This is a genomic window from Microbacterium sp. STRO-2N (genome assembly GCF_057747775.1).
This window is the reverse complement of the sequence record NZ_CM173223.1, coordinates 1,892,595-1,911,427: the sequence shown is the minus strand read 5'-3', so window position 1 is coordinate 1,911,427 and position 18,833 is coordinate 1,892,595. Positions and strand designations below refer to the sequence as shown.

Sequence of the window (18,833 nt, the reverse complement as noted above, 5' to 3'; positions counted from 1 at the left end):
CAATCGTCTGGACATGTCACCGCGCGCCCTGAAGTCTCTCGAGCCGTCCGCGACCCCTCCTGAGCTGATCCGCAACTTCTGCATCATCGCCCACATCGACCACGGCAAGTCCACGCTGGCCGACCGCATGCTGCAGATCACCGGCGTGGTCTCGGACCGCGACATGCGCGCGCAGTACCTCGACCGCATGGACATCGAGCGCGAGCGCGGCATCACCATCAAGTCGCAGGCGGTGCGGATGCCGTGGGCTACCGCCGACGGGACGTTCGCGCTGAACATGATCGACACGCCGGGTCACGTGGACTTCACCTACGAGGTGTCGCGTTCCCTCGCGGCGTGCGAGGGTGCGATCCTGCTCGTCGACGCCGCGCAGGGGATCGAGGCGCAGACGCTCGCGAACCTCTACCTCGCCCTCGAGAACGACCTGCACATCATCCCGGTCCTCAACAAGATCGACCTTCCTGCGGCCGATCCCGAGAAGTTCGCGGCCGAGCTCGCGGGCCTCATCGGCGGGTCGCCCGACGACGTGCTGCGCGTGTCGGGCAAGACGGGCCAAGGCGTCGAGGAGCTGCTGGACCGCATCGTGGGAGAGATCCCGGCGCCGCAGGGCGACGCGGATGCCCCGGCGCGGGCGATGATCTTCGACTCGGTGTACGACTCGTACCGCGGCGTGGTCACCTACGTCCGCATGGTCGACGGCAAGCTGGAGCCGCGCGAGCGCATCCAGATGATGTCGACGAAGGCGACGCACGAGCTCCTCGAGATCGGCGTGTCGAGCCCCGAGCCGATCCCGACGAAGGGACTCGGCGTCGGCGAGGTGGGCTACCTCATCACCGGCGTGAAGGACGTCCGCCAATCCAAGGTCGGCGACACGGTCACGAACGCGCGCAAGCCCGCCGCGACCGCCCTCGCCGGCTACACCGACCCCAAGCCGATGGTCTTCTCGGGCATCTACCCGATCGACGGCAGCGACTACGGCGACCTGCGCGAGGCGCTCGACAAGCTCAAGCTCTCGGACGCCTCACTGCAGTACGAGCCCGAGACCTCGGTCGCGCTCGGCTTCGGCTTCCGCTGCGGGTTCCTGGGCCTGCTGCACCTCGAGATCATCACCGAGCGCCTCTCGCGCGAGTTCGACCTCGACCTCATCACGACCGCGCCGTCGGTGATCTACGAGGTCACCACCGACACCGGCGACACCGTCACCGTGACCAACCCGAGCGAGTACCCCGACGGCCGCGTGGCGTCGGTGAGCGAGCCCATGGTGAAGGCCGCGATCCTCACCCCGAAGGACTACGTCGGCACCGTGATGGAGCTCTGCCAGTCGCGGCGCGGACAGCTGCTGGGGATGGAGTACTTCAGCGAGGAGCGCGTCGAGCTGCGCTACAACATGCCGCTCGGCGAGATCGTGTTCGACTTCTTCGACCAGCTCAAGAGCCGCACGCAGGGCTACGCCAGCCTCGACTACGAACCCGCAGGCAGCCAGGAGGCCGACCTCGTGAAGGTCGACATCCTGCTGCAGGGCGACAAGGTCGACGCCTTCAGCTCGATCGTGCACCGCGAGAAGGCGTACGCGTACGGCACGATGATGACCGAGCGGCTGCGCAAGCTCATCCCTCGCCAGCAGTTCGAGGTGCCGATCCAGGCCGCGATCGGGGCCCGCATCATCGCCCGCGAGAACATCCGCGCGATGCGCAAGGACGTGCTCGCCAAGTGTTACGGCGGCGACATCACGCGTAAGCGCAAGCTGCTCGAGAAGCAGAAGGAGGGCAAGAAGCGCATGAAGATGGTCGGTCGCGTGGAGGTCCCCCAGGAGGCGTTCATCGCCGCGCTGTCGGGAGACGTCGAGGGGAAGGCCTCGAAGTAGGCTGGTGCTCATGCGTCGAGGAAGTTTCCGGGACGACACCGTCGACTACGCCGCGGTCGGGGCGACACAGGCGCCGGACCTCATGCAGTATCCGCCGGAGCGCAGCATCCCGGCGGAGCAGTCGTGGCGGATCGGCAGCGGCGAGACGCGCTTCCGCGCCGCCGGCGACGCCCTGCTGTCGTGGACGGCCCAGCGCGGTGCCGGGCTCATGGTCAAGGACGTGCGTCCCGCGGCGGGACCGATGTACTCGGGCGTGAGCTTCGACGCCGAAGGCAACCCGATCGCGCCGAGCCGTTCGGAGTCCGAGCAGCGCTTCGACGCCGACGGCACTCCGTACGTCGGCGCGGGCACGACGATCCGCGTCGGCGGGCGTGTGAAGGGCATGCGGGCGGATGCCGAGCTGCGCGTGATCTTCGCCGTCGAGGAGCCGCGTCGCATCGGATTCGCGCTCGGCACGGTGAGCGATTCGGTCGTCAGCGGCGAGGAGTCGTTCATGCTCGACTGGCTCGACAACGACGAGGTGTGGTTCACGGTGCGGGCGTTCGACGCGCCACGGGCCGTGCTGTACCGCATGCTGCCCGCGCTCACGCGCCGCCGCCGTCGCGAGCTGTTCACCCGGTACCTGCGCGCGATCTCGCCGCTGTACACGACTCCCGCGTGAGGGCCTGATGGGCTCTGCGCTGCCGCTGGGCCAGCCCGCTCCCACGGACGGCTCCCTCCCCGGCGACGCGCGCGTGGATGCCGCGACCGACTTCGGGGTGTACCTCCACGTCCCGTTCTGCCGCGTGCGCTGCGGGTACTGCGACTTCAACACGTACACGTCGTCCGAGCTGCGCGGCGCGCGCCAGGACGAGTACGCCGACACGCTGCTGCGCGAGGTGCGACTGGCGGAGGGCGTGCTGGCACGCGCCGGTGGGATCCGCCCGGCGTCGACCGTGTTCTTCGGCGGGGGCACGCCGACCCTGCTGCCGCCGGGCGATCTTGCCCGCATGCTGGCGGGCGTCCGCGAGGCGTTCGGCCTCGTCGACGGCGCCGAGATCACCGTCGAGGCGAATCCCGACACGGTGACCGACGCCGTCGTGGGCGATCTCGCGGCGGCCGGCGTGACGCGGCTGTCGGTCGGCATGCAGTCCGCCGTGCCCCACGTGCTCGCGGCGCTGGACCGCACCCACGAACCCGCGAACGTCGAGACGGCCGTGCGCGCGGCGCGCAGGGCGGGGCTCGACGTCAGCGTCGACCTCATCTACGGCGCGCCGGGGGAGTCGCTCGAGGACTGGCGTGTCTCGCTCGACGCCGCGACCGCGCTCGAGCCGGACCACATCTCGGCGTACGCGCTCATCATCGAGGACGGCACGAAGCTGGCGCGGCAGATCCGGCGCGGCGAGGTCGCCGCGCCCGACGACGACCTGCAGGCCGACATGTACGAGCTGGCCGACGACCTCCTCGCGCGGGCGGGATTCGGCTGGTATGAGGTGTCGAACTGGGCGCGCCGCGATGACCACCGCTCGCGGCACAACCTCGCGTACTGGAGGGGGACGGACTGGTGGGGCTTCGGCCCGGGCGCCCACAGCCACATCGCCGGCGTGCGGTTCTGGAACGTGAAGCATCCCGCGGCCTACGCCCAGCGGCTGGCGGCAGGGGAGTCGCCCGCCGCGGCAAGGGAGACGCCGGATGCCGCGGCCCGGGCGCTCGAGAGCGTGCTGCTGCGAACCCGCATCCGTGACGGTCTCCCGATCGCGGAGCTCACCGCCGCCGGGCGGCAGGCCGTGGCCGGGCTCATCGCGGACGGTCTCGTCGACGGCCCCGCGGCCGTGCGCGGCGGCCGCATCGTGCTGACGCGCCGCGGACGGCTGCTGGCGGACGCGGTGGTGCGAGCGCTCACCCCGTGACGCGCTCCCGCCTGATCAGGGACCGATCCGGTAGAATTGGCACTCAAGTCATGCGAGTGCCAGACGCTCTGGTGCCGGAAGCAGCGTGAGGAGGCGGGATGGTCAGCGAACGCGGACTCCAGGTGCTGCGGGCGATCGTCCAGGACTACGTCGACACGCGCGAGCCCGTCGGCAGCAAGGCGATCGTCGAGCGGCATGCCTTCGGCGTGTCGGCGGCGACGATCCGCAACGACATGGCGCTGCTGGAGGACGAGGACCTCATCGCCGCTCCGCACACGTCGTCGGGCCGTGTCCCCACCGACAAGGGCTACCGGGTGTTCGTCGACCACCTCGCCGAGCTCCGCCCGCTCAGTCCGGCGCAGCGCTCGGCCATCGCGTCCTTCCTCGACGGGTCGGGCGACCTCGACGACGTGCTCGCGCGCACCGTCCGTGCGCTGACGCAGCTCACCGGGCAGGTCGCGATCGTCCAGTATCCGTCGTTCGCACGCGCGAACGTCACTCACGTCGAGCTCGTCCAGCTCGGCGGCGGCCGCATGCTCGTCATCGTCGTGACCGACACCGGTCGCGTCTCGCAGCGCCTGACGCTCGTCGGCGATGAGTTCGACGAACCCGACCTCGCGCGCATGCGCGCCGAGCTCGGCACGATGCTGGTCGGCAGGCCCGTCCGCGACGGGCTGCAGCGGATCGAGGATCGCCTGGCGTCCGCGGTGGCCCCGGCGCCTGCGCACGTGCGCGCGACGGACGAGATCGTCCGAGCGGTGGCGGAGGAGCTCGAGGAGTTCCGCCAGGACCGGCTCGTCATGGCGGGGAGCGCGACGCTCGCCCGTCGCGAGGCGGACTTCCGCGGCAGCATCTACCCGCTGCTGGAGGCGATCGAGGAGCAGGTGACGATCCTCCGGCTGATGGGCGAGATGGTCGCCGACGAGCACGGCCTCGCGGCGAGCATCGGACGTGAGAACGAGCCGTTCGGCCTGGCCGAGGCATCCGTCGTCGCGAGCGACTACGACGCGACCGGATCGCGCGCTCGCGTGGGCGTCATGGGACCCACGCGCATGGACTACCCGACCAATCTCGCGGCGGTGCGAGCCGTCGCGCGCTATCTCACGCAGATGCTCGAGCAGGACGAGAGCACCCGCTGACGCGCTCGCGCACACACGATCCCGCGGCACGACCGCGGCAGGAAGGCGAAAGTGGCTGACCACTACGAGGTTCTCGGCGTCTCACGAGACGCCACCCCCGACGAGATCAAGAAGGCGTACCGGCGCCTGGCGCGGGAGCTCCACCCCGACGTCAATCCCGGCGAAGAGGCATCCGAGCGGTTCAAGCTCGTCACCCACGCGTACGACGTGCTGAGCGATCCCGACCAGCGCGCGCGCTACGACATGGGCGGCGGTGACTCGCCGTTCGGCGGGGCCGGCGGGTTCGGCGGCTTCAACGACATCTTCGAGACGTTCTTCGGCGCGGCCGGCGGCCGCAGCGGGCGTCCGCGCTCGCGTCGCGAGCGCGGACAGGACGCGCTCGTGCGCGTCACGCTCGAGCTCGCCGACGTCGTGTTCGGCGTGCACCGCGACATCGAGGTCGACACCGCGGTGCTCTGCGAGACCTGCCAGGGCTCGTGCTGCCAGCCGGGCACGACCCCGGTCACGTGCGACATCTGCCACGGCACGGGCCACGTGCAGCGACAGGTGCGCAGCCTTCTCGGCAATGTCGTCACGAGCCAGCCGTGCAACGTCTGCCAGGGCTACGGCACCACCATCCCGTACCCGTGCGCGACGTGCCAGGGCCAGGGCCGGGTGCGCGCACGGCGCACGGTGTCGCTCGACATCCCCGCCGGCGTCGAGACAGGCCTGCGCCTGCAGCTGCCGGGCTCGGGCGAGGTCGGGCCCGCCGGCGGTCCCAACGGCGACCTGTACATCGAGGTGACCGTCTCGCCGCACGAGGTGTTCAGCCGCGACGGCGACGACCTGCTCGCGACGCTCGAGGTGTCGATGCCCGATGCGATCCTCGGCACGACGACGACGATCCAGTCTCTGGACGGGCCGGTCGACCTCGAAGTGCGCCCGGGGGTGCAGGCGGGCGACGTGCTGACGATCAAGGGGCGCGGTATCACGCCGCTGCGCGGCACGCAGCGCGGCGACCTGCGGGTCGGCGTCCACGTCGTCACCCCGACGAGGCTCGACGGCAAGGAACGCGCTCTCATCGAGGAGTTCGCCAAGCGCACCAAGGCGCCGGCGCCGCGGCTCGCCGAGTTCCACCAGGGGCTGTTCGCGAAGCTGCGCGACCGCTTCCGGAACGGCTGACGGATGCCGCTTCACTTCCTGCTCGACGCGCCCGTGGTCGCTCGGCCGGGCGACGCGGTGACGCTCACCGGCGCAGAGGCGCACCACGCCGCCACGGTCCGCCGGGTGCGCGTCGGCGAGGACGTCACGGTGGGCGACGGCCGGGGCGCATGGCTCGCAGGGACGGTCGAGTCGGTCGCCCCGCGGGAGGTTCTCGTGCGCATCGACGAGCGGACGGATGCCCCGGCGCCGCGTCCGCGCATCGTGCTCGTGCAGGCGCTGGCCAAGGGCGACCGCGATGAACTGGCGGTGCAGGCGGCGACCGAGCTCGGCGTCGACGAGATCGTGCCGTGGCAGGCGGCCCGGAGTGTCTCGCGCTGGGACGCGGCCAAGGCCGCGAAGGGACGCGCGCGGTGGGCGGCGATCGTACGCGAGGCGGGGAAGCAGGCGCACCGCGCCTGGCTGCCGGAGGTCGACGTGCTCATCCCGACGAAAGAGCTCACCCGACGCGCCGCGGCGTCCCGCGTGCTCGTCCTGGAGCCCACGGCGCACGAGCGGCTGAGCAGCGTGCGCCTCGATCCTGCGGACGATCGCGACGTGGTGCTCGTGATCGGTCCCGAGGGTGGCATCGCTCCCGAGGAGCTCTCGGCGCTCCGGGACGCCGGAGCCCGGCTCGTGCGGCTCGGTGACACGGTGCTGCGCACGTCGACCGCGGGACCCGCCGCCCTCGCGGTCGTGAGCACCGCCCTCGGCCGCTGGTGACCGACCCACTGCGACCGGTCTCGTGGCGAGACCCCGTCGGTAGACTTTGCGCATGAGCGAGCCCTCGATCTTCACCCGCATCCGCAACGGCGAGATCCCGTCCGAGATCATCGCCGAGACCGAGAACGCGTTCGCCATCCGTGACATCGCCCCCAAGGCGCCGCTGCACCTCCTCGTGATCCCGAAGACCGAGCAGTACCGCAACGTCGTCGAACTGGCCGCCGGCGACCCGGAGCTCCTGTCGGAGCTCGTCGGGCTCGCCAACTCGCTGGCCGCCGAGCACGGCGACGGGGACTTCCGCCTCGTGTTCAACACGGGCCCGAACGCGGGCCAGACCGTCTTCCACGTGCACGCGCATGTGCTCGCGGGAGGACTCGAAGAGAAGAGCCTTGGTGCCTGACGAAACCACCACCGAACGCGTGTACGCCGACGGCGTCGCGATGGTCCAGCTGCTCGGCCCGCAGGATCGCCTGCTGCGCGTCGTCGAGCGCGAGCATCCGGATGTCGACGTGCACGTGCGAGGCAACGAGATCACGCTGAGCGGCGACGCCGCGGCTGTAGCCGCCGCTCGCTCGCTCGTGGACGAGCTGCTCGCCATGACGAAGGCCGGGCATTCGCTCGGCGAAGAGGACGTCACCTCGTCGAACCGCATTCTGCGCAGCGAGGGGGGACCGCGTCCGTCCGAAGTGCTCGGTGAGGCGATCCTGTCGTCGCGCGGCAAGGTCATCCGCCCCAAGACGCTCGGGCAGAAGGCGTACGTCGACGCGATCGAAGAGCACACCATCGTCTTCGGCATCGGCCCGGCCGGAACCGGCAAGACCTACCTCGCGATGGCCAAGGCCGTGCAGGCGCTCCAGCGCAAGGAGGTCAGCCGCATCATCCTCACGCGTCCCGCGGTGGAGGCGGGGGAGCGGCTGGGCTTCCTCCCCGGCACGCTCACCGACAAGATCGATCCGTACCTGCGACCGCTCTACGACGCGCTCAACGAGATGATGGACCCCGAGCTCGTTCCGAAGCTGATGGCGACGGGCACCATCGAGGTCGCGCCGCTGGCGTACATGCGCGGAAGGACGTTGAACGACTCGTTCGTCGTGCTCGACGAGGCGCAGAACACCACACCCGAGCAGATGAAGATGTTCCTCACGCGTCTCGGCTTCGGAACGCGGATGGTGGTCACCGGTGACATCACCCAGATCGATCTGCCGCAGGGCGCTTCGGGTCTGCGCCTCGTGACCCGGGTGCTGAACGACATCGACGACATCCATTTCGCGTATCTCACCAGTGACGACGTCGTTCGGCACACCCTCGTCGGGAGGATCGTCGACGCGTACAGCCAGTACGACGAACGCCGGCTCGCCGCGCGTCGCGAGCGGGACGAGGCATCCGAATTCGCCAACCGGGCGGAGCGCCGCTCGGTGGCGCGCCCGGCTGGACCGCGAGACCACCTTCCGAAGCGAGGACGCTCATGACCATCGAGATCGGCAACGAATCGGGCATCGACGTCGACGAGACGGTCCTGCTGCGGCTCATGGAGCACAACCTCGCCGAGCTGCACGTGAGCCCGGAGGCCGATGTCGCGATCCTCCTCGTCGACGAGGGCGCGATGGAGGCGCTGCACGTGCAGTGGATGGACGAGCCGGGTCCGACCGACGTCCTGAGCTTCCCGATGGACGAGCTGCGTCCCGGCACAGAGGACACCCCGACCCCGCCGGGGCTGCTCGGCGACATCGTGCTGTGCCCGCAGGTCGCCGAGACCCAGGCGGTCGCCGCCAAGCACAGCACCATGGACGAGCTGATCCTCCTGACCACCCACGGGCTGCTGCACCTGCTCGGCTTCGACCACGCCGAGCCCGACGAGGAGCGTGAGATGTTCGGCCTGCAGCGCGAGCTCATCGCGTCGTTCCAAGCCGCCGAGCGGCGACGACCGCGCACATGACCGCTGCCCTCCTGCTCGTCGCGGCGGTGCTGCTGCTCGCGTTCGGGGCCCTGATGGTCGCGATCGACGCCGCGCTCGGGGTGACCTCGCGCGCGGATCTCGCCGAACTCGGCGCCGAGGGACGCAACACCCGCTCGCTGCAGCGCATCGCGGCCGATCCGGAGGCGCACGCGAACGCGGTGATCTTCATCCGCGTGCTCGCCGAGACCTCCGCCGCCGTCCTCGTGACGGTGGCCTTCGTCGACCTGTTCAACAGCATCTGGTGGGCGATGCTCGCCGCGGCCGTGCTCATGACCGGGGTGTCGTACGTCGTGGTGGGCGCGAGCCCGCGCACCGTCGGCCGGCTGCACGCGAAGGCGCTCCTGCGCGGATCCGCTCCGGTGATCCGCGGCGTGCGCATCCTCCTCGGGCCGCTCGCGCACGGGCTCGTGGCGCTCGGCACGCGCATCACGCCCGGCGCGTCCCGCGGCGCCTCATTCGCGTCCGAGGAACAGCTTCTCAGCATCATCGACGAGGCGGCAGAGAACGAGCTCATCGAGGAGGACGACCGCGAGCTGATCCACTCCGTGTTCGACTTCACCGACACTTTCGTGCGCGCGGTCATGGTGCCGCGAACCGACATGGTGACGGTGGATGCCTCGGCCTCGACCCGCGACGCGATGGCGATCTTCCTCGACAAGGGCGTGTCGCGGGTGCCGATCGTCGACGACGACGCCGACGATGTCGTCGGAGTCCTGTACCTCAAGGATCTCGTGCAGTTCGGCTTCAGGGACGAGTCGGGATGGCGCGACGCGCCGATAACGCGGATCGCGCGCCCCGCGGTGTTCGTGCCGGAGTCCATGAAGGCCGAGACGCTGCTGCAGCAGATGAAGCGCGACGCCGTCCACGTGTGCCTCGTGATCGACGAGTACGGCGGCGTCTCGGGGCTCGTGACGCTGGAGGACCTCATCGAGGAGCTCGTCGGCGACATCTCGGACGAGTACGACCCGCGCGCCGACGAGGTGACCGAACTGGAGCCGGGCCACTACCGGGTCAGCGCCCGGCTCGGCCTCGACCAGGTCGGCGATCTGTTCGGCCTCGAGCTCGAGGACGAGGACGTGGACTCGATCGGCGGCCTGCTCGGCAAGGCGCTCGGTCGCGTCCCCCAGCCCGGCGCGACCGCGGAGTACGGGGGTCTCGTGCTGACCGGCGGTGCGTCGAGGGGGCGCGGCCGCGGCATCTCGACGGTCTTCGTCGAGCGCGGCGAATCCGCGCCAGACTCCGGCCGCGCCCCGCGGACCGGTGAGATCCGCACGGTGGGGGCGCGCACCGGTGAGATCCGCGTCTCGAAGAAGGAGGACAGCCCATGACCGAACCCGTCGCCGAGCCTGCCGAGGGGCGGTCCGGATTCGTGACGTTCGTCGGCCGTCCCAACGTCGGCAAGTCCACGCTCACCAACGCCCTGGTCGGCGAGAAGGTGGCCATCACCAGCGACAAGCCGCAGACGACGCGGCGCGCGATCCGAGGCATCCTGAACCGTCCCGGCGGCCAGCTGGTGATCGTCGACACGCCGGGGCTCCACAAGCCGCGGACGCTGCTCGGCCAGCGGCTCAACGACCTCGTCGAGCAGGTGCTCGGAGACGTGGACGTCATCGGGTTCTGCGTTCCGGCGACCGAGAAGGTCGGGCCGGGCGACCGCCGGATCGCGGAGTCGCTCGACGGGTACGGGCGCGCGAAGAAGGTCGCGATCGTGACGAAGACGGATGCCGCGACGCGCGAGCAGATCACCGAGCGCCTGATCGAGGTCGACCAGCTGCGCGAGGACTGGGCAGCCGTCATCCCGCTGTCCGCGCTGACCCGCGATCAGCTCGAGGTCCTGAGCGACGAGCTGCTCTCGCTCATGCCCGTGGGGCCGGCGCTGTACCCCGACGATGTCGTGACCGACGAATCGACCGAGGACCGCATCGCCGAGATCATCCGCGAGGCGGCGCTCGAGGGCGTGCGCGACGAGCTTCCGCATTCCATCGCCGTGGTCGTGCAGGACATCGCCGCCCGCGAGGACTCCGATCTCACGGATGTCTACGCGGACGTCGTGGTGGAGCGTGACAGCCAGAAGGCGATCATCATCGGGCACAAGGGTTCGCGTCTACGCGACGTCGGCGCGCGCGCGAGGGCGGGCATCGAGCCCCTCCTCGGGACCCGTGTGTACCTCTCGCTGCACGTGCGCGTGGCCAAGGAGTGGCAGCGCGATCCGAAGCAGCTGGGCCGCCTGGGGTTCTGACCCGGAGTCGGGTCTCAGCCCGCCGTCTCGCGAAGCGCCGAGCGGATCACCACGACGTCGGCGCCGAAGTCGTCGTCGGCGGCCTGCTGCCAGGTACCGTCGTCCCACACGACGTCGACCCACAGCCGGCCGTCCTGCGGGCTGGAGCCGAGGTACTCCTCGCCGAGAGCAGCGGGGAGGTCCTCCTGGATGCGCAGCAGCGTGTCCTCGTCGGTCGAGCCGGGCTCGCCCCCCGTCGGGTCCTCGATCATCATCGGGTCGTAGAGTGCCAGCATCACGGGCGGCTGCGTCACCGTCAGCGTCTCGCCGTCGTACGTGCCGTGCACGGCGTACGCGCCCCACGTCGTATCGCCCGACGTCTCGGAGCCCTCCAGTCCGTCCCACGTCCAGCCCTCGAGCGGGATGCCCGAGCACTGCGGCGGGTACGACTCGGCGACCGGCCCGAGGCACAGCTCGGCGCTGCGCGCGACATCCATCACGGTCCCGACGCCCACCACCTCGCCTTCCGGCGGCGCGGGCCACAGCGACCCGAGCGATGCACCCGGAGGGGCGTCGGAAGCGGACGGCGTGGCGCACGCCGTCACGACGAGGCCCGCGGCGGCGAGCGTCAGGACGAGGCGAAGTGCTCTGGGACGGCGGCTCATACCCTGCCAGTGTCGTGCATGATGCGATCGTCTCGCGCCTGTTCGCGGCATCCTGCTACGATCGATACATGCGCGCGGGCACGCTTCTCCTTCTTAGCCGCCGCGACGAGACCTCGTTCTAGGGCCTTCCTCGTCGCGGAGCTTCTCGTTGGCCCGCATCATCAGGCATCGAGCCAGCCCCATCGGGCGAAGAGAGAAGCGACGAATCATGGAGAACACCCAGCAGCCGTCCGGCATGCCGATCCACAAGTACCGGCCGTTCCACGAGCAGATCGCGGTGCATCTGCCCGACCGCACGTGGCCCGACCAGCGCATCACGACGGCGCCGCGCTGGTGCGCCGTCGACCTGCGTGACGGCAACCAGGCACTCATCGACCCGATGAGCCCGGAGCGCAAGCGCGTCATGTTCGATCTGCTCGTGAGCATGGGCTACAAGGAGATCGAGGTCGGCTTCCCGTCGGCGAGTCAGACCGACTTCGACTTCGTACGGCAGCTCATCGAAGACGACCTGATCCCCGACGACGTCACGATCCAGGTGCTGACCCAGGCCCGCGCCCATCTGATCGAGCGCACCTACGAGTCGATCGCCGGCGCGAAGCGCGCGATCGTGCACCTGTACAACTCCACGAGCGTGCTGCAGCGCGAGGTGGTGTTCCGCACCGACCGACAGGGGATCATCGACATCGCCCTCGAGGGCGCGCGGTTGTGCCGTGAGTTCGAGAAGCGGGTTCCCGAGACCCAGGTCTTTTACGAGTACTCGCCCGAGAGCTACACCGGCACGGAGCTCGAGTTCGCTGTCGACGTGTGCAACCAGGTGCTCGAGGTGTTCGAGCCGACGCCCGACCGCAAGGTCATCATCAATCTGCCGGCAACGGTCGAGATGGCGACCCCCAATGTCTACGCCGACTCGATCGAGTGGATGAGCCGCCACCTCAACCACCGCGAGAACGTGATCCTGTCACTGCACCCGCACAACGACCGCGGGACTGCGATCGCCGCGGCCGAGCTCGGCTACATGGCCGGCGCCGACCGCATCGAAGGGTGCCTGTTCGGCAACGGCGAGCGCACCGGCAACGTCGACCTCGTCGCGCTGGGCATCAACCTCCTGACGCAGGGCGTCGACCCGCAGATCGACTTCAGCGACATCGATCAGGTGAAGCGGACGGTGGAGTACTGCAACCAGCTGCCCGTCCCCGAGCGCAGCCCCTGGGCCGGAGACCTCGTCTTCACGGCGTTCAGCGGCTCGCACCAGGACGCGATCAAGAAGGGGTTCGAGGCGATGGCGGCCCGCGCCGCAGAAGCGGGCGTCACCGTCGACGACATCGACTGGGCCGTTCCCTACTTGCCGATCGACCCGAAGGACCTGGGGCGCTCGTATGAAGCGGTCATCCGGGTGAACTCGCAGTCCGGCAAGGGCGGTGTGGCGTACCTGCTCAAGACCGACCACGCGATCGACCTGCCCCGCAAGCTGCAGATCGAGTTCTCGGGCGTCGTGCAGGCGAAGACGGATGCCGAGGGCGGCGAGGTGACGAGCGACCAGATCTGGGCCATCTTCACCGACGAGTACCTGCCGTCGCAGGTGGCCGACGACCGGTGGGGCCGCTTCGAGCTGCTGGCGACCAGCACGCGCAGCGACATGTCGGGTGACGTCGCTCTCGATGTCACCCTGCGCGACGGCGACGACAGCTACGAGGCATCCGGTCATGGCAACGGCCCGGTCGCGGCGTTCCTCGAGATCGTGCGCGCGCAGGGATTCGACGTGACTCTGTACGACTACGTCGAGCACGCACTCAGCGCCGGCGGCGACGCGCAGGCTGCCGCCTACGTCGAACTGCAGGTCGATGGCGAGCGCCTGTGGGGCGTCGGCATCGACGGAGACATCTCGACCGCGTCGCTCAAGGCGATCGTGTCGGGGGTGAACCGCGCGATCCGCACGCGGGAGCGCTCCGGGGCCCTCGCGGGGGTCTGACGAGCGAACTCTCGGCGGGCGCGCGCGGGTGATCCCTGCACGCGCCCGTCGGGGTGCTCGGCACGGCGTTTCGGGCGCAATCCGGTCAGGACTTGACGATCGGGATCGTCGAGGTCTCGACCGCGACCTTGCGGCGGTACAGCGCGCGCTGCTCGGGCAGCGAGATGTCGAAGATGACCGCGAGCAGACGGATGACGGTCGTCACGGCGATGCCGATCGCCGCGGCCGCCACGACGTTCGCGCCGAGCTCGTGCGCGATCCCGAGCACCAGGCAGCCGGCGCCTGCGGCCACGGCGTACAGCGACCCGACGTGCATGATCGCGACCGGGAGCCCCATGATCATGTCGCGCAGGATGCCGCCGCCGACCGCCGAGCACACGCCGACGAACACCGCCGGAACGAGAGGCAGCCCCAGCACGAGCGCCTTGCTGGTGCCGAAGGCTCCGAAGAGGCCGATGACGAGCGCGTCCAGCCCGACGATGAGGGCGTTGAGCCGCTGGAAGACCCCGGCCAGCAGCATCCCGAACAGCGCGGCGCCCGTCGCGGTGAGCAGGTACCAGTTGCTCTGCAGGGTCGTCGGCGTGACGTTCAGCAGGAGATCGCGGATGAGGCCGCCGCCCATGCCGACCACGATTCCGATGATGGCGACACCGAGCAGGTCGAGGCGCTGCTGACCGCGGAAGCCCGACGCGAAGAGGGCGCCCTGGATCCCGCCGAGACCGACGGCGACAAGATCCGCCCACAGCGGGATCACGAAGGCCTGCGCGTCCACCCCTCCATTGTCGCGGTACGTCGCACCGTGCGGGGGATTCAGGGGATGTGCGTGCGCACCGCGTCGAGGAAGCCGTCGAGGTCGTCGACCCACAGCCGGACCGCGTCCACCTCGACGTCGCGCCCGCCGACGTGGACGCACACCGGGCGCTCGAGCACGATGAGCACGTTCGTCTCATTCGCGATGCGGATCGCCAGGGTGCGCCCGTGTTCCTCGTCACGCACCTTCGGGGCCTTCTCGGCGACATCTCGCGACCGCTCGACCGACTCGACGACGTCCCACGGCAGCACGGCCTCGAGATCCGCCCCGAGCCGCGCCCGGATGCCCTCCGGTCCCACGGCATGCGGACGCGTGAGGTACGCGAGGAGGAGTCCGAACATCCAGGTGAGGCCCCAGATGCCGAGGATCAGCAGCGGGATCCGCACCCACGGCCAGGGATGCACGATCAGGTCGACGATCGGCAGTTCCACGGCTGAGAGGACGATGAAGATCACCAGGATGGTCAGCACGGGGGAGTGGTACGTGAACCCCGACGCACCAGCCGGCACCCGCGGTCGCCGGAACGCCCAGCGGTAGAGGCTCTGCCAGACCCCGACTTCGGCGCGCCACGCCATGCGGGCGAATCGCCTCGCGGTGTGCACAGCCGACGGTGTGGACGAGCTCACGGTGGTCATCGAAGGTCCGCCCGCTCGTCCTCACGCGCCGCATGTTCGGCGATGAGGTCGCCGAGCCGGCGCTGGATGTGCTCGAGCGCGTGCGCCACCGTGGCGATCGTGTCGTCGTCGAGGCCGGCGACCAGGTCGCTCCCGAGGGCCGTGTGCTCGGCATCCATCGTCTCCATGATCGACAGCCCGCGCTCCGTGAGGTGGACGAGGACCGCACGCCGGTCGGTCGGATGCGGCTCGCGGCGGGCGAAGCCCGTCGCGTCGAGCGCGTCGACGAGGGCCGTGACGTTGCGCGGCGTGACGCCGATCGCTTCCGCCAGCTGGATCTGGGTCGCCGGGCCGCCGTGGTAGAGCACCCAGAGCAGATGCGTCCGCGCGGTGGTGAGCCCGCGCCGGTCGAGCTCGGACGCCTGATCGGCCTCCAGCAGCTGCGAGATGGCGAGGAGGCGATCGAGAATGTTCGTTGCCGACATAGTGAATAGTATACATAATGTATAGCCGTGGCTCGATCGCGGCGGCAGAGCACCCGGCCCGCGTGGGGCGCCGCAACGCGCGCGGGCACAGCGATAATTGACGGGTGCCCACCTACCGCGACGAGGTCGTGGTCCTGCGAACCCACAAACTGGGAGAAGCCGACAGGATCGTGACGATGCTGAGCCGTCGCCACGGCAAGCTGCGCGCGGTGGCGAAGGGAGTCCGGCGCACCTCGTCGCGGTTCGGCGCGCGGCTCGAACCGTTCATGGTCGCCGATGTGCAGCTCTATCAGGGGCGCTCGCTCGACATCGTCCAGCAGGCGGAGTCACTCGGCTCGTACGGCGCCGACATCGCGGTGCACTACGACAGGTACACCGCCGCGCACGCGATGGTCGAGGCGGCCGACCGGCTCAACGAGGCCGAGGCGACGCCGCAGCAGTACCTGCTGCTGGTGGGCGGCCTGCGGGCCCTTTCCCGTGGCGAGCATGCGGCGCGCAGCGTGCTGGACTCCTATCTGCTGCGCGCGATGGCGCTGTCGGGCTGGGCGCCCGGCCTCTCGGAGTGCGCCCGCTGCGGGCGCGCAGGTCCCCATAACACGTTCGTCGCGCAGCAGGGCGGCATCGTGTGCGGCGACTGCGCCCCCACCGGCGCGGCGCGCATCGACACGGCGACCGTGTCCCTCCTTCAGTCGCTCATGGCAGGGGAGTGGGATGCGGTGGATGCCGCGGCTCCGGGTTCGACGGCGGCCGCATCGGGACTCATCGCGGCGTACGCCCAGTGGCACCTCGAGCGCGGCATCCGCTCGCTCTCCCACGTCTCGGCTGCACCGCAGGAAGGCGCCAGGTGACCCCGAAGCCGTACACGCACCGCGACGCGGTGCCCTATCGCCCGCTCGACTGGACGGGCGTGTACCCGCCGCACTACGAGCCGGGCACCGTGCCGAAGCATGTCGCGATCGTCATGGACGGCAACGGACGCTGGGCGAACCGCCGTGGCCTCACCCGCATCGAGGGCCACAAGGCAGGCGAGGCGGCGCTCCTCGACGTCGTCGCGGGCGCGATCCAGGCCGGTGTGAAGCACCTGTCGGTGTACGCGTTCTCGACCGAGAACTGGTCGCGCTCGCCCGAGGAGGTCCGCTTCCTGATGGGCTACAACCGCGATGTGCTGCACCGTCGTCGCGACCAGCTGAACGAGTGGGGCGTGCGCGTGCAGTGGGCGGGACGCAAGCCCCGCCTGTGGTCGAGCGTCATCAAGGAGCTGCAGTACGCCGAGAAGCTCACCGCGGCGAACGACGTGCTGACGCTCACGATGTGCGTCAACTACGGCGGGCGCGTCGAGCTGGTCGACGCGATGCGCTCGATCGCCGACGACGTGGCAGCCGGGCGGCTGAAGCCGTCGGCGGTGTCGGAGAAGCTCATCCAGCGGCGCCTCTATCGGCCCGACATGCCCGACGTCGACCTGTTCCTGCGCTCCAGCGGCGAACAGCGCACCTCGAACTTCCTGCTGTGGGAGTCGGCCTACGCCGAGTTCGTGTTCCTCGACACGCTGTGGCCGGACTTCACACGCGCCGACCTGTGGCACGGGATCGACCTCTACCTCGGCCGCGAACGGCGGTTCGGCGGCGCCGTCGATGTGCCGCAACCGCCCGGCAGCTGAGACCTCCGAGCGGATTTCACGCATTCTGCGCGATGCTGGGACGCTGACACCGCGAGTTAAGTCGGACGCGAAAGCGTCGCTGCTCGCATCTCCACGCGTCTGGCGGCCCGGGTGGCCCCGCTGGGGCCCTCACATCGAGGGGTCGACATGAGTGATAACAGCAAGTCCCGAGCGGCTGCGGCCGCACAGAAAGCTGCGGCCGGCATGTCTTGGACGACGATGGCGATCCTGATCGCCACCGCCGTCGCGAGCGTACGCGGTCTCCCCGCGATGGCGGAGTACGGGTGGGCGTCGATCTTCCTGTACATCCTCCCCGCGCTCGTCTTCATGGTGCCCGTCGCACTCGTCGCGGCGGAGCTCGCGAGCGGATGGAAGGGAGGCGTGTTCGTCTGGGTGAAGGAGGCCTTCGGCGAACGGATGGGCTTCAGCGCGATCTGGCAGCAGTGGATCCAGAACGTCGTGTGGTACCCGGCGCAGCTCGCGTTCTTCGCGTCGGCGCTGGCCTACGTGTTCAACCCCGCTCTTGCGAACAACGGGCTGTTCACCGGCGCCGTGATCCTTGTCGTGTACTGGTTCTCGACGTTCATCGCCTTCCGTGGCGTCAAAGCCTTCGCGGGGGTAAGCAAATGGGGCTTCCTCGCCGGCACCATCATCCCCTCGCTTGGCCTCGTGCTCTTCGCGATCCTGTTCCTCACGTCGGGCGGCAAGTCAGAGCTTCCTCCCGTGACCGAGGCTCAGTGGTTCCCGACGTGGACCGGCTTGGCCAGCATCGTGCTCATCGTCAGCAACTTCCTGTCCTACGCCGGCATGGAGATGAACGCGGTCCACGTCAACGAGATGGACAAGCCCGCGAAGAACTTCCCTCGTGCGATCGTCCTGGCCTCGGTCGTCATCCTCGTCGTGTTCATCTTCCCGACCCTCGCCCTCTCGGTCGGCGTCGCCCCGAGCGACGTCAACCTGACTCAGGGCGTGCTGCAGGCCTTCGACGTGTTCTTCCAGCAGCTGGGCATGCCATGGGGCACCACGGTGATGGCGCTGCTCATCGTGTTCGGCATCCTCGCCTCCGTCGTCACGTGGATCCCCGGCCCGAGCAAGGGTCTTCTGCTCGTCGGGCGCCAGGGATATCTCCCGCCGAGCCTGCAGAAGACGAACAAGAACGACATGCAGGTGCCGATCATGGTCGTCCAGGGTTTCATCGTGACGGTGCTCGCTGTGCTGTTCGCGGTCGTGCCGTCAGTGCAGAGTGTGTTCTGGATCTTCTCGGCGATGGCCGTCCAGCTCTATCTGATCATGTACATGATGATGTTCCTCGCGGCGATGAGGCTGCGCCGGACGCATCCTGATGTGCAGCGCGGGTTCCGGACCCCCGCCATGGGCTTCTTCGGCTGGCTCGGCTTCCTCGCGAGTCTCCTCGCCTTCTTGATCGGCTTCGTGGAGCCCGAAGGCAGCACGATGGGGCAGATGGGCTACACGCTGCTGCTCGTGGGCGGCATCGTCGGACTCGGCATCTGGCCATTCATCATCATGCTGTTCCGCAAGGACAGCTGGAAGATCCACCCGGAAGTCTCCCACGCGCACGAGGACGGCGATGTGGATGCGAACAAGACGGAGGCGGTGACCACCTGACGCTCGCCCGATGACGACGCATACCGACTGATCTCTA

The 18,833-nt window shown here is 69.6% G+C and carries 19 protein-coding genes; 15 read left to right on the top strand and 4 right to left on the bottom strand.

The annotated features are described in order from the left end of the window. The first annotated feature begins 13 nt into the window (after positions 1–13). The 11 genes from lepA (at position 14) to era (ending at position 10,990) form a co-directional block, all read left to right on the top strand. Positions 14–1,864 (top strand): translation elongation factor 4, encoded by a 1,851-nt coding sequence (lepA, locus tag AC3ANN_RS08900; protein ID WP_488340614.1) that lies wholly within the window; start codon positions 14–16, stop codon positions 1,862–1,864. Positions 1,865–1,874: 10 nt separating this feature from the next. Next, positions 1,875–2,525, top strand: coding sequence for a DUF1990 domain-containing protein (locus tag AC3ANN_RS08895; protein WP_488340613.1), 651 nt, complete (start codon positions 1,875–1,877; stop codon positions 2,523–2,525). 7 nt (positions 2,526–2,532) lie between these two features. Then, positions 2,533–3,753 (top strand): radical SAM family heme chaperone HemW, encoded by a 1,221-nt coding sequence (gene hemW / locus AC3ANN_RS08890; RefSeq protein ID WP_488340612.1) that lies wholly within the window; start codon positions 2,533–2,535, stop codon positions 3,751–3,753. Positions 3,754–3,851: 98 nt separating this feature from the next. Continuing rightward, complete coding sequence (hrcA, locus tag AC3ANN_RS08885; RefSeq protein ID WP_488340611.1) at positions 3,852–4,892, top strand: heat-inducible transcriptional repressor HrcA; 1,041 nt, start codon at positions 3,852–3,854, stop codon at positions 4,890–4,892. A gap of 51 nt (positions 4,893–4,943) precedes the next feature. Further along, positions 4,944–6,053 (top strand): molecular chaperone DnaJ, encoded by a 1,110-nt coding sequence (gene dnaJ, locus AC3ANN_RS08880; protein ID WP_488340610.1) that lies wholly within the window; start codon positions 4,944–4,946, stop codon positions 6,051–6,053. Between the two features lie 3 nt (positions 6,054–6,056). Beyond that, complete coding sequence (locus AC3ANN_RS08875) at positions 6,057–6,794, top strand: 16S rRNA (uracil(1498)-N(3))-methyltransferase (protein WP_488340609.1); 738 nt, start codon at positions 6,057–6,059, stop codon at positions 6,792–6,794. A gap of 52 nt (positions 6,795–6,846) precedes the next feature. Then, positions 6,847–7,194, top strand: coding sequence for an HIT domain-containing protein (locus AC3ANN_RS08870; RefSeq protein ID WP_488340608.1), 348 nt, complete (start codon positions 6,847–6,849; stop codon positions 7,192–7,194). Beyond that, positions 7,151–8,263: a PhoH family protein gene (locus AC3ANN_RS08865; RefSeq protein ID WP_488340607.1), complete on the top strand. Its 1,113-nt coding sequence runs from the start codon at positions 7,151–7,153 to the stop codon at positions 8,261–8,263. The genes AC3ANN_RS08870 and AC3ANN_RS08865 overlap by 44 nt, the downstream gene beginning before the upstream one ends. After that, entirely contained in the window at positions 8,260–8,730 is a 471-nt protein-coding gene (gene ybeY / locus AC3ANN_RS08860) for an rRNA maturation RNase YbeY (RefSeq protein ID WP_488340606.1), read from the top strand. The genes AC3ANN_RS08865 and ybeY overlap by 4 nt, the downstream gene beginning before the upstream one ends. Then, the gene (locus AC3ANN_RS08855) at positions 8,727–10,079 is read left to right on the top strand and encodes a hemolysin family protein (protein ID WP_488340605.1); all 1,353 of its coding nucleotides are present in this window, start codon (positions 8,727–8,729) and stop codon (positions 10,077–10,079) included. Before ybeY ends, AC3ANN_RS08855 begins: the two co-directional genes overlap by 4 nt. Further along, the gene (gene era / locus AC3ANN_RS08850; protein ID WP_488340604.1) at positions 10,076–10,990 is read left to right on the top strand and encodes a GTPase Era; all 915 of its coding nucleotides are present in this window, start codon (positions 10,076–10,078) and stop codon (positions 10,988–10,990) included. The genes AC3ANN_RS08855 and era overlap by 4 nt, the downstream gene beginning before the upstream one ends. A gap of 14 nt (positions 10,991–11,004) precedes the next feature. Here the strand turns inward: era and AC3ANN_RS08845 are convergent, their stop codons facing one another. Continuing rightward, positions 11,005–11,634 (bottom strand): hypothetical protein, encoded by a 630-nt coding sequence (locus AC3ANN_RS08845; RefSeq protein ID WP_488340603.1) that lies wholly within the window; start codon positions 11,632–11,634, stop codon positions 11,005–11,007. 208 nt (positions 11,635–11,842) lie between these two features. Here AC3ANN_RS08845 and leuA point away from each other — a divergent pair, with 208 nt between their 5' ends. Beyond that, positions 11,843–13,603 carry a 2-isopropylmalate synthase gene (gene leuA / locus AC3ANN_RS08840; RefSeq protein WP_488340602.1) on the top strand — a complete coding sequence of 587 codons (1,761 nt, stop codon included), beginning with the start codon at positions 11,843–11,845 and terminating at the stop codon, positions 13,601–13,603. 85 nt (positions 13,604–13,688) lie between these two features. On the opposite strand, the gene AC3ANN_RS08835 is transcribed toward leuA, so the two are convergent. From AC3ANN_RS08835 to AC3ANN_RS08825, 3 genes are read right to left on the bottom strand one after another with little or no spacing between them, the layout of a single operon-like run. After that, on the bottom strand, positions 13,689–14,375 hold the full coding sequence (locus tag AC3ANN_RS08835) for a trimeric intracellular cation channel family protein (RefSeq protein WP_488340601.1): 687 nt from the start codon (positions 14,373–14,375) through the stop codon (positions 13,689–13,691). 38 nt (positions 14,376–14,413) lie between these two features. Beyond that, positions 14,414–15,049 carry a hypothetical protein gene (locus AC3ANN_RS08830; protein WP_488340600.1) on the bottom strand — a complete coding sequence of 212 codons (636 nt, stop codon included), beginning with the start codon at positions 15,047–15,049 and terminating at the stop codon, positions 14,414–14,416. Next, positions 15,046–15,513: a MarR family winged helix-turn-helix transcriptional regulator gene (locus tag AC3ANN_RS08825; protein WP_488340599.1), complete on the bottom strand. Its 468-nt coding sequence runs from the start codon at positions 15,511–15,513 to the stop codon at positions 15,046–15,048. Before AC3ANN_RS08825 ends, AC3ANN_RS08830 begins: the two co-directional genes overlap by 4 nt. A 104-nt stretch (positions 15,514–15,617) precedes the next feature. Here AC3ANN_RS08825 and recO point away from each other — a divergent pair, with 104 nt between their 5' ends. The 3 genes from recO (at position 15,618) to gadC (ending at position 18,796) form a co-directional block, all read left to right on the top strand. Continuing rightward, on the top strand, positions 15,618–16,361 hold the full coding sequence (gene recO / locus AC3ANN_RS08820) for a DNA repair protein RecO (protein WP_488340598.1): 744 nt from the start codon (positions 15,618–15,620) through the stop codon (positions 16,359–16,361). Then, on the top strand, positions 16,358–17,170 hold the full coding sequence (locus AC3ANN_RS08815) for an isoprenyl transferase (protein WP_488340597.1): 813 nt from the start codon (positions 16,358–16,360) through the stop codon (positions 17,168–17,170). The genes recO and AC3ANN_RS08815 overlap by 4 nt, the downstream gene beginning before the upstream one ends. A gap of 147 nt (positions 17,171–17,317) precedes the next feature. Further along, a complete protein-coding gene (gadC, locus tag AC3ANN_RS08810) occupies positions 17,318–18,796 on the top strand; it encodes a glutamate/gamma-aminobutyrate antiporter GadC (protein ID WP_488340596.1) in 1,479 nt (492 codons plus the stop codon). The last annotated feature ends 37 nt before the right edge of the window (positions 18,797–18,833 follow it).

Coding starts and splice junctions, on each gene's coding strand:
- lepA (WP_488340614.1), top strand. CDS start 14: ATGTCACCGCGCGCCCTGAAGTCTCTCGAGCCGTCCGCGACCCCTCCT.
- AC3ANN_RS08895 (WP_488340613.1), top strand. CDS start 1,875: ATGCGTCGAGGAAGTTTCCGGGACGACACCGTCGACTACGCCGCGGTC.
- hemW (WP_488340612.1), top strand. CDS start 2,533: ATGGGCTCTGCGCTGCCGCTGGGCCAGCCCGCTCCCACGGACGGCTCC.
- hrcA (WP_488340611.1), top strand. CDS start 3,852: ATGGTCAGCGAACGCGGACTCCAGGTGCTGCGGGCGATCGTCCAGGAC.
- AC3ANN_RS08875 (WP_488340609.1), top strand. CDS start 6,057: ATGCCGCTTCACTTCCTGCTCGACGCGCCCGTGGTCGCTCGGCCGGGC.
- AC3ANN_RS08870 (WP_488340608.1), top strand. CDS start 6,847: ATGAGCGAGCCCTCGATCTTCACCCGCATCCGCAACGGCGAGATCCCG.
- AC3ANN_RS08865 (WP_488340607.1), top strand. CDS start 7,151: ATGTGCTCGCGGGAGGACTCGAAGAGAAGAGCCTTGGTGCCTGACGAA.
- ybeY (WP_488340606.1), top strand. CDS start 8,260: ATGACCATCGAGATCGGCAACGAATCGGGCATCGACGTCGACGAGACG.
- AC3ANN_RS08855 (WP_488340605.1), top strand. CDS start 8,727: ATGACCGCTGCCCTCCTGCTCGTCGCGGCGGTGCTGCTGCTCGCGTTC.
- era (WP_488340604.1), top strand. CDS start 10,076: ATGACCGAACCCGTCGCCGAGCCTGCCGAGGGGCGGTCCGGATTCGTG.
- AC3ANN_RS08845 (WP_488340603.1), bottom strand. CDS start 11,634: ATGAGCCGCCGTCCCAGAGCACTTCGCCTCGTCCTGACGCTCGCCGCC.
- leuA (WP_488340602.1), top strand. CDS start 11,843: ATGGAGAACACCCAGCAGCCGTCCGGCATGCCGATCCACAAGTACCGG.
- AC3ANN_RS08830 (WP_488340600.1), bottom strand. CDS start 15,049: ATGACCACCGTGAGCTCGTCCACACCGTCGGCTGTGCACACCGCGAGG.
- AC3ANN_RS08825 (WP_488340599.1), bottom strand. CDS start 15,513: ATGTCGGCAACGAACATTCTCGATCGCCTCCTCGCCATCTCGCAGCTG.
- gadC (WP_488340596.1), top strand. CDS start 17,318: ATGAGTGATAACAGCAAGTCCCGAGCGGCTGCGGCCGCACAGAAAGCT.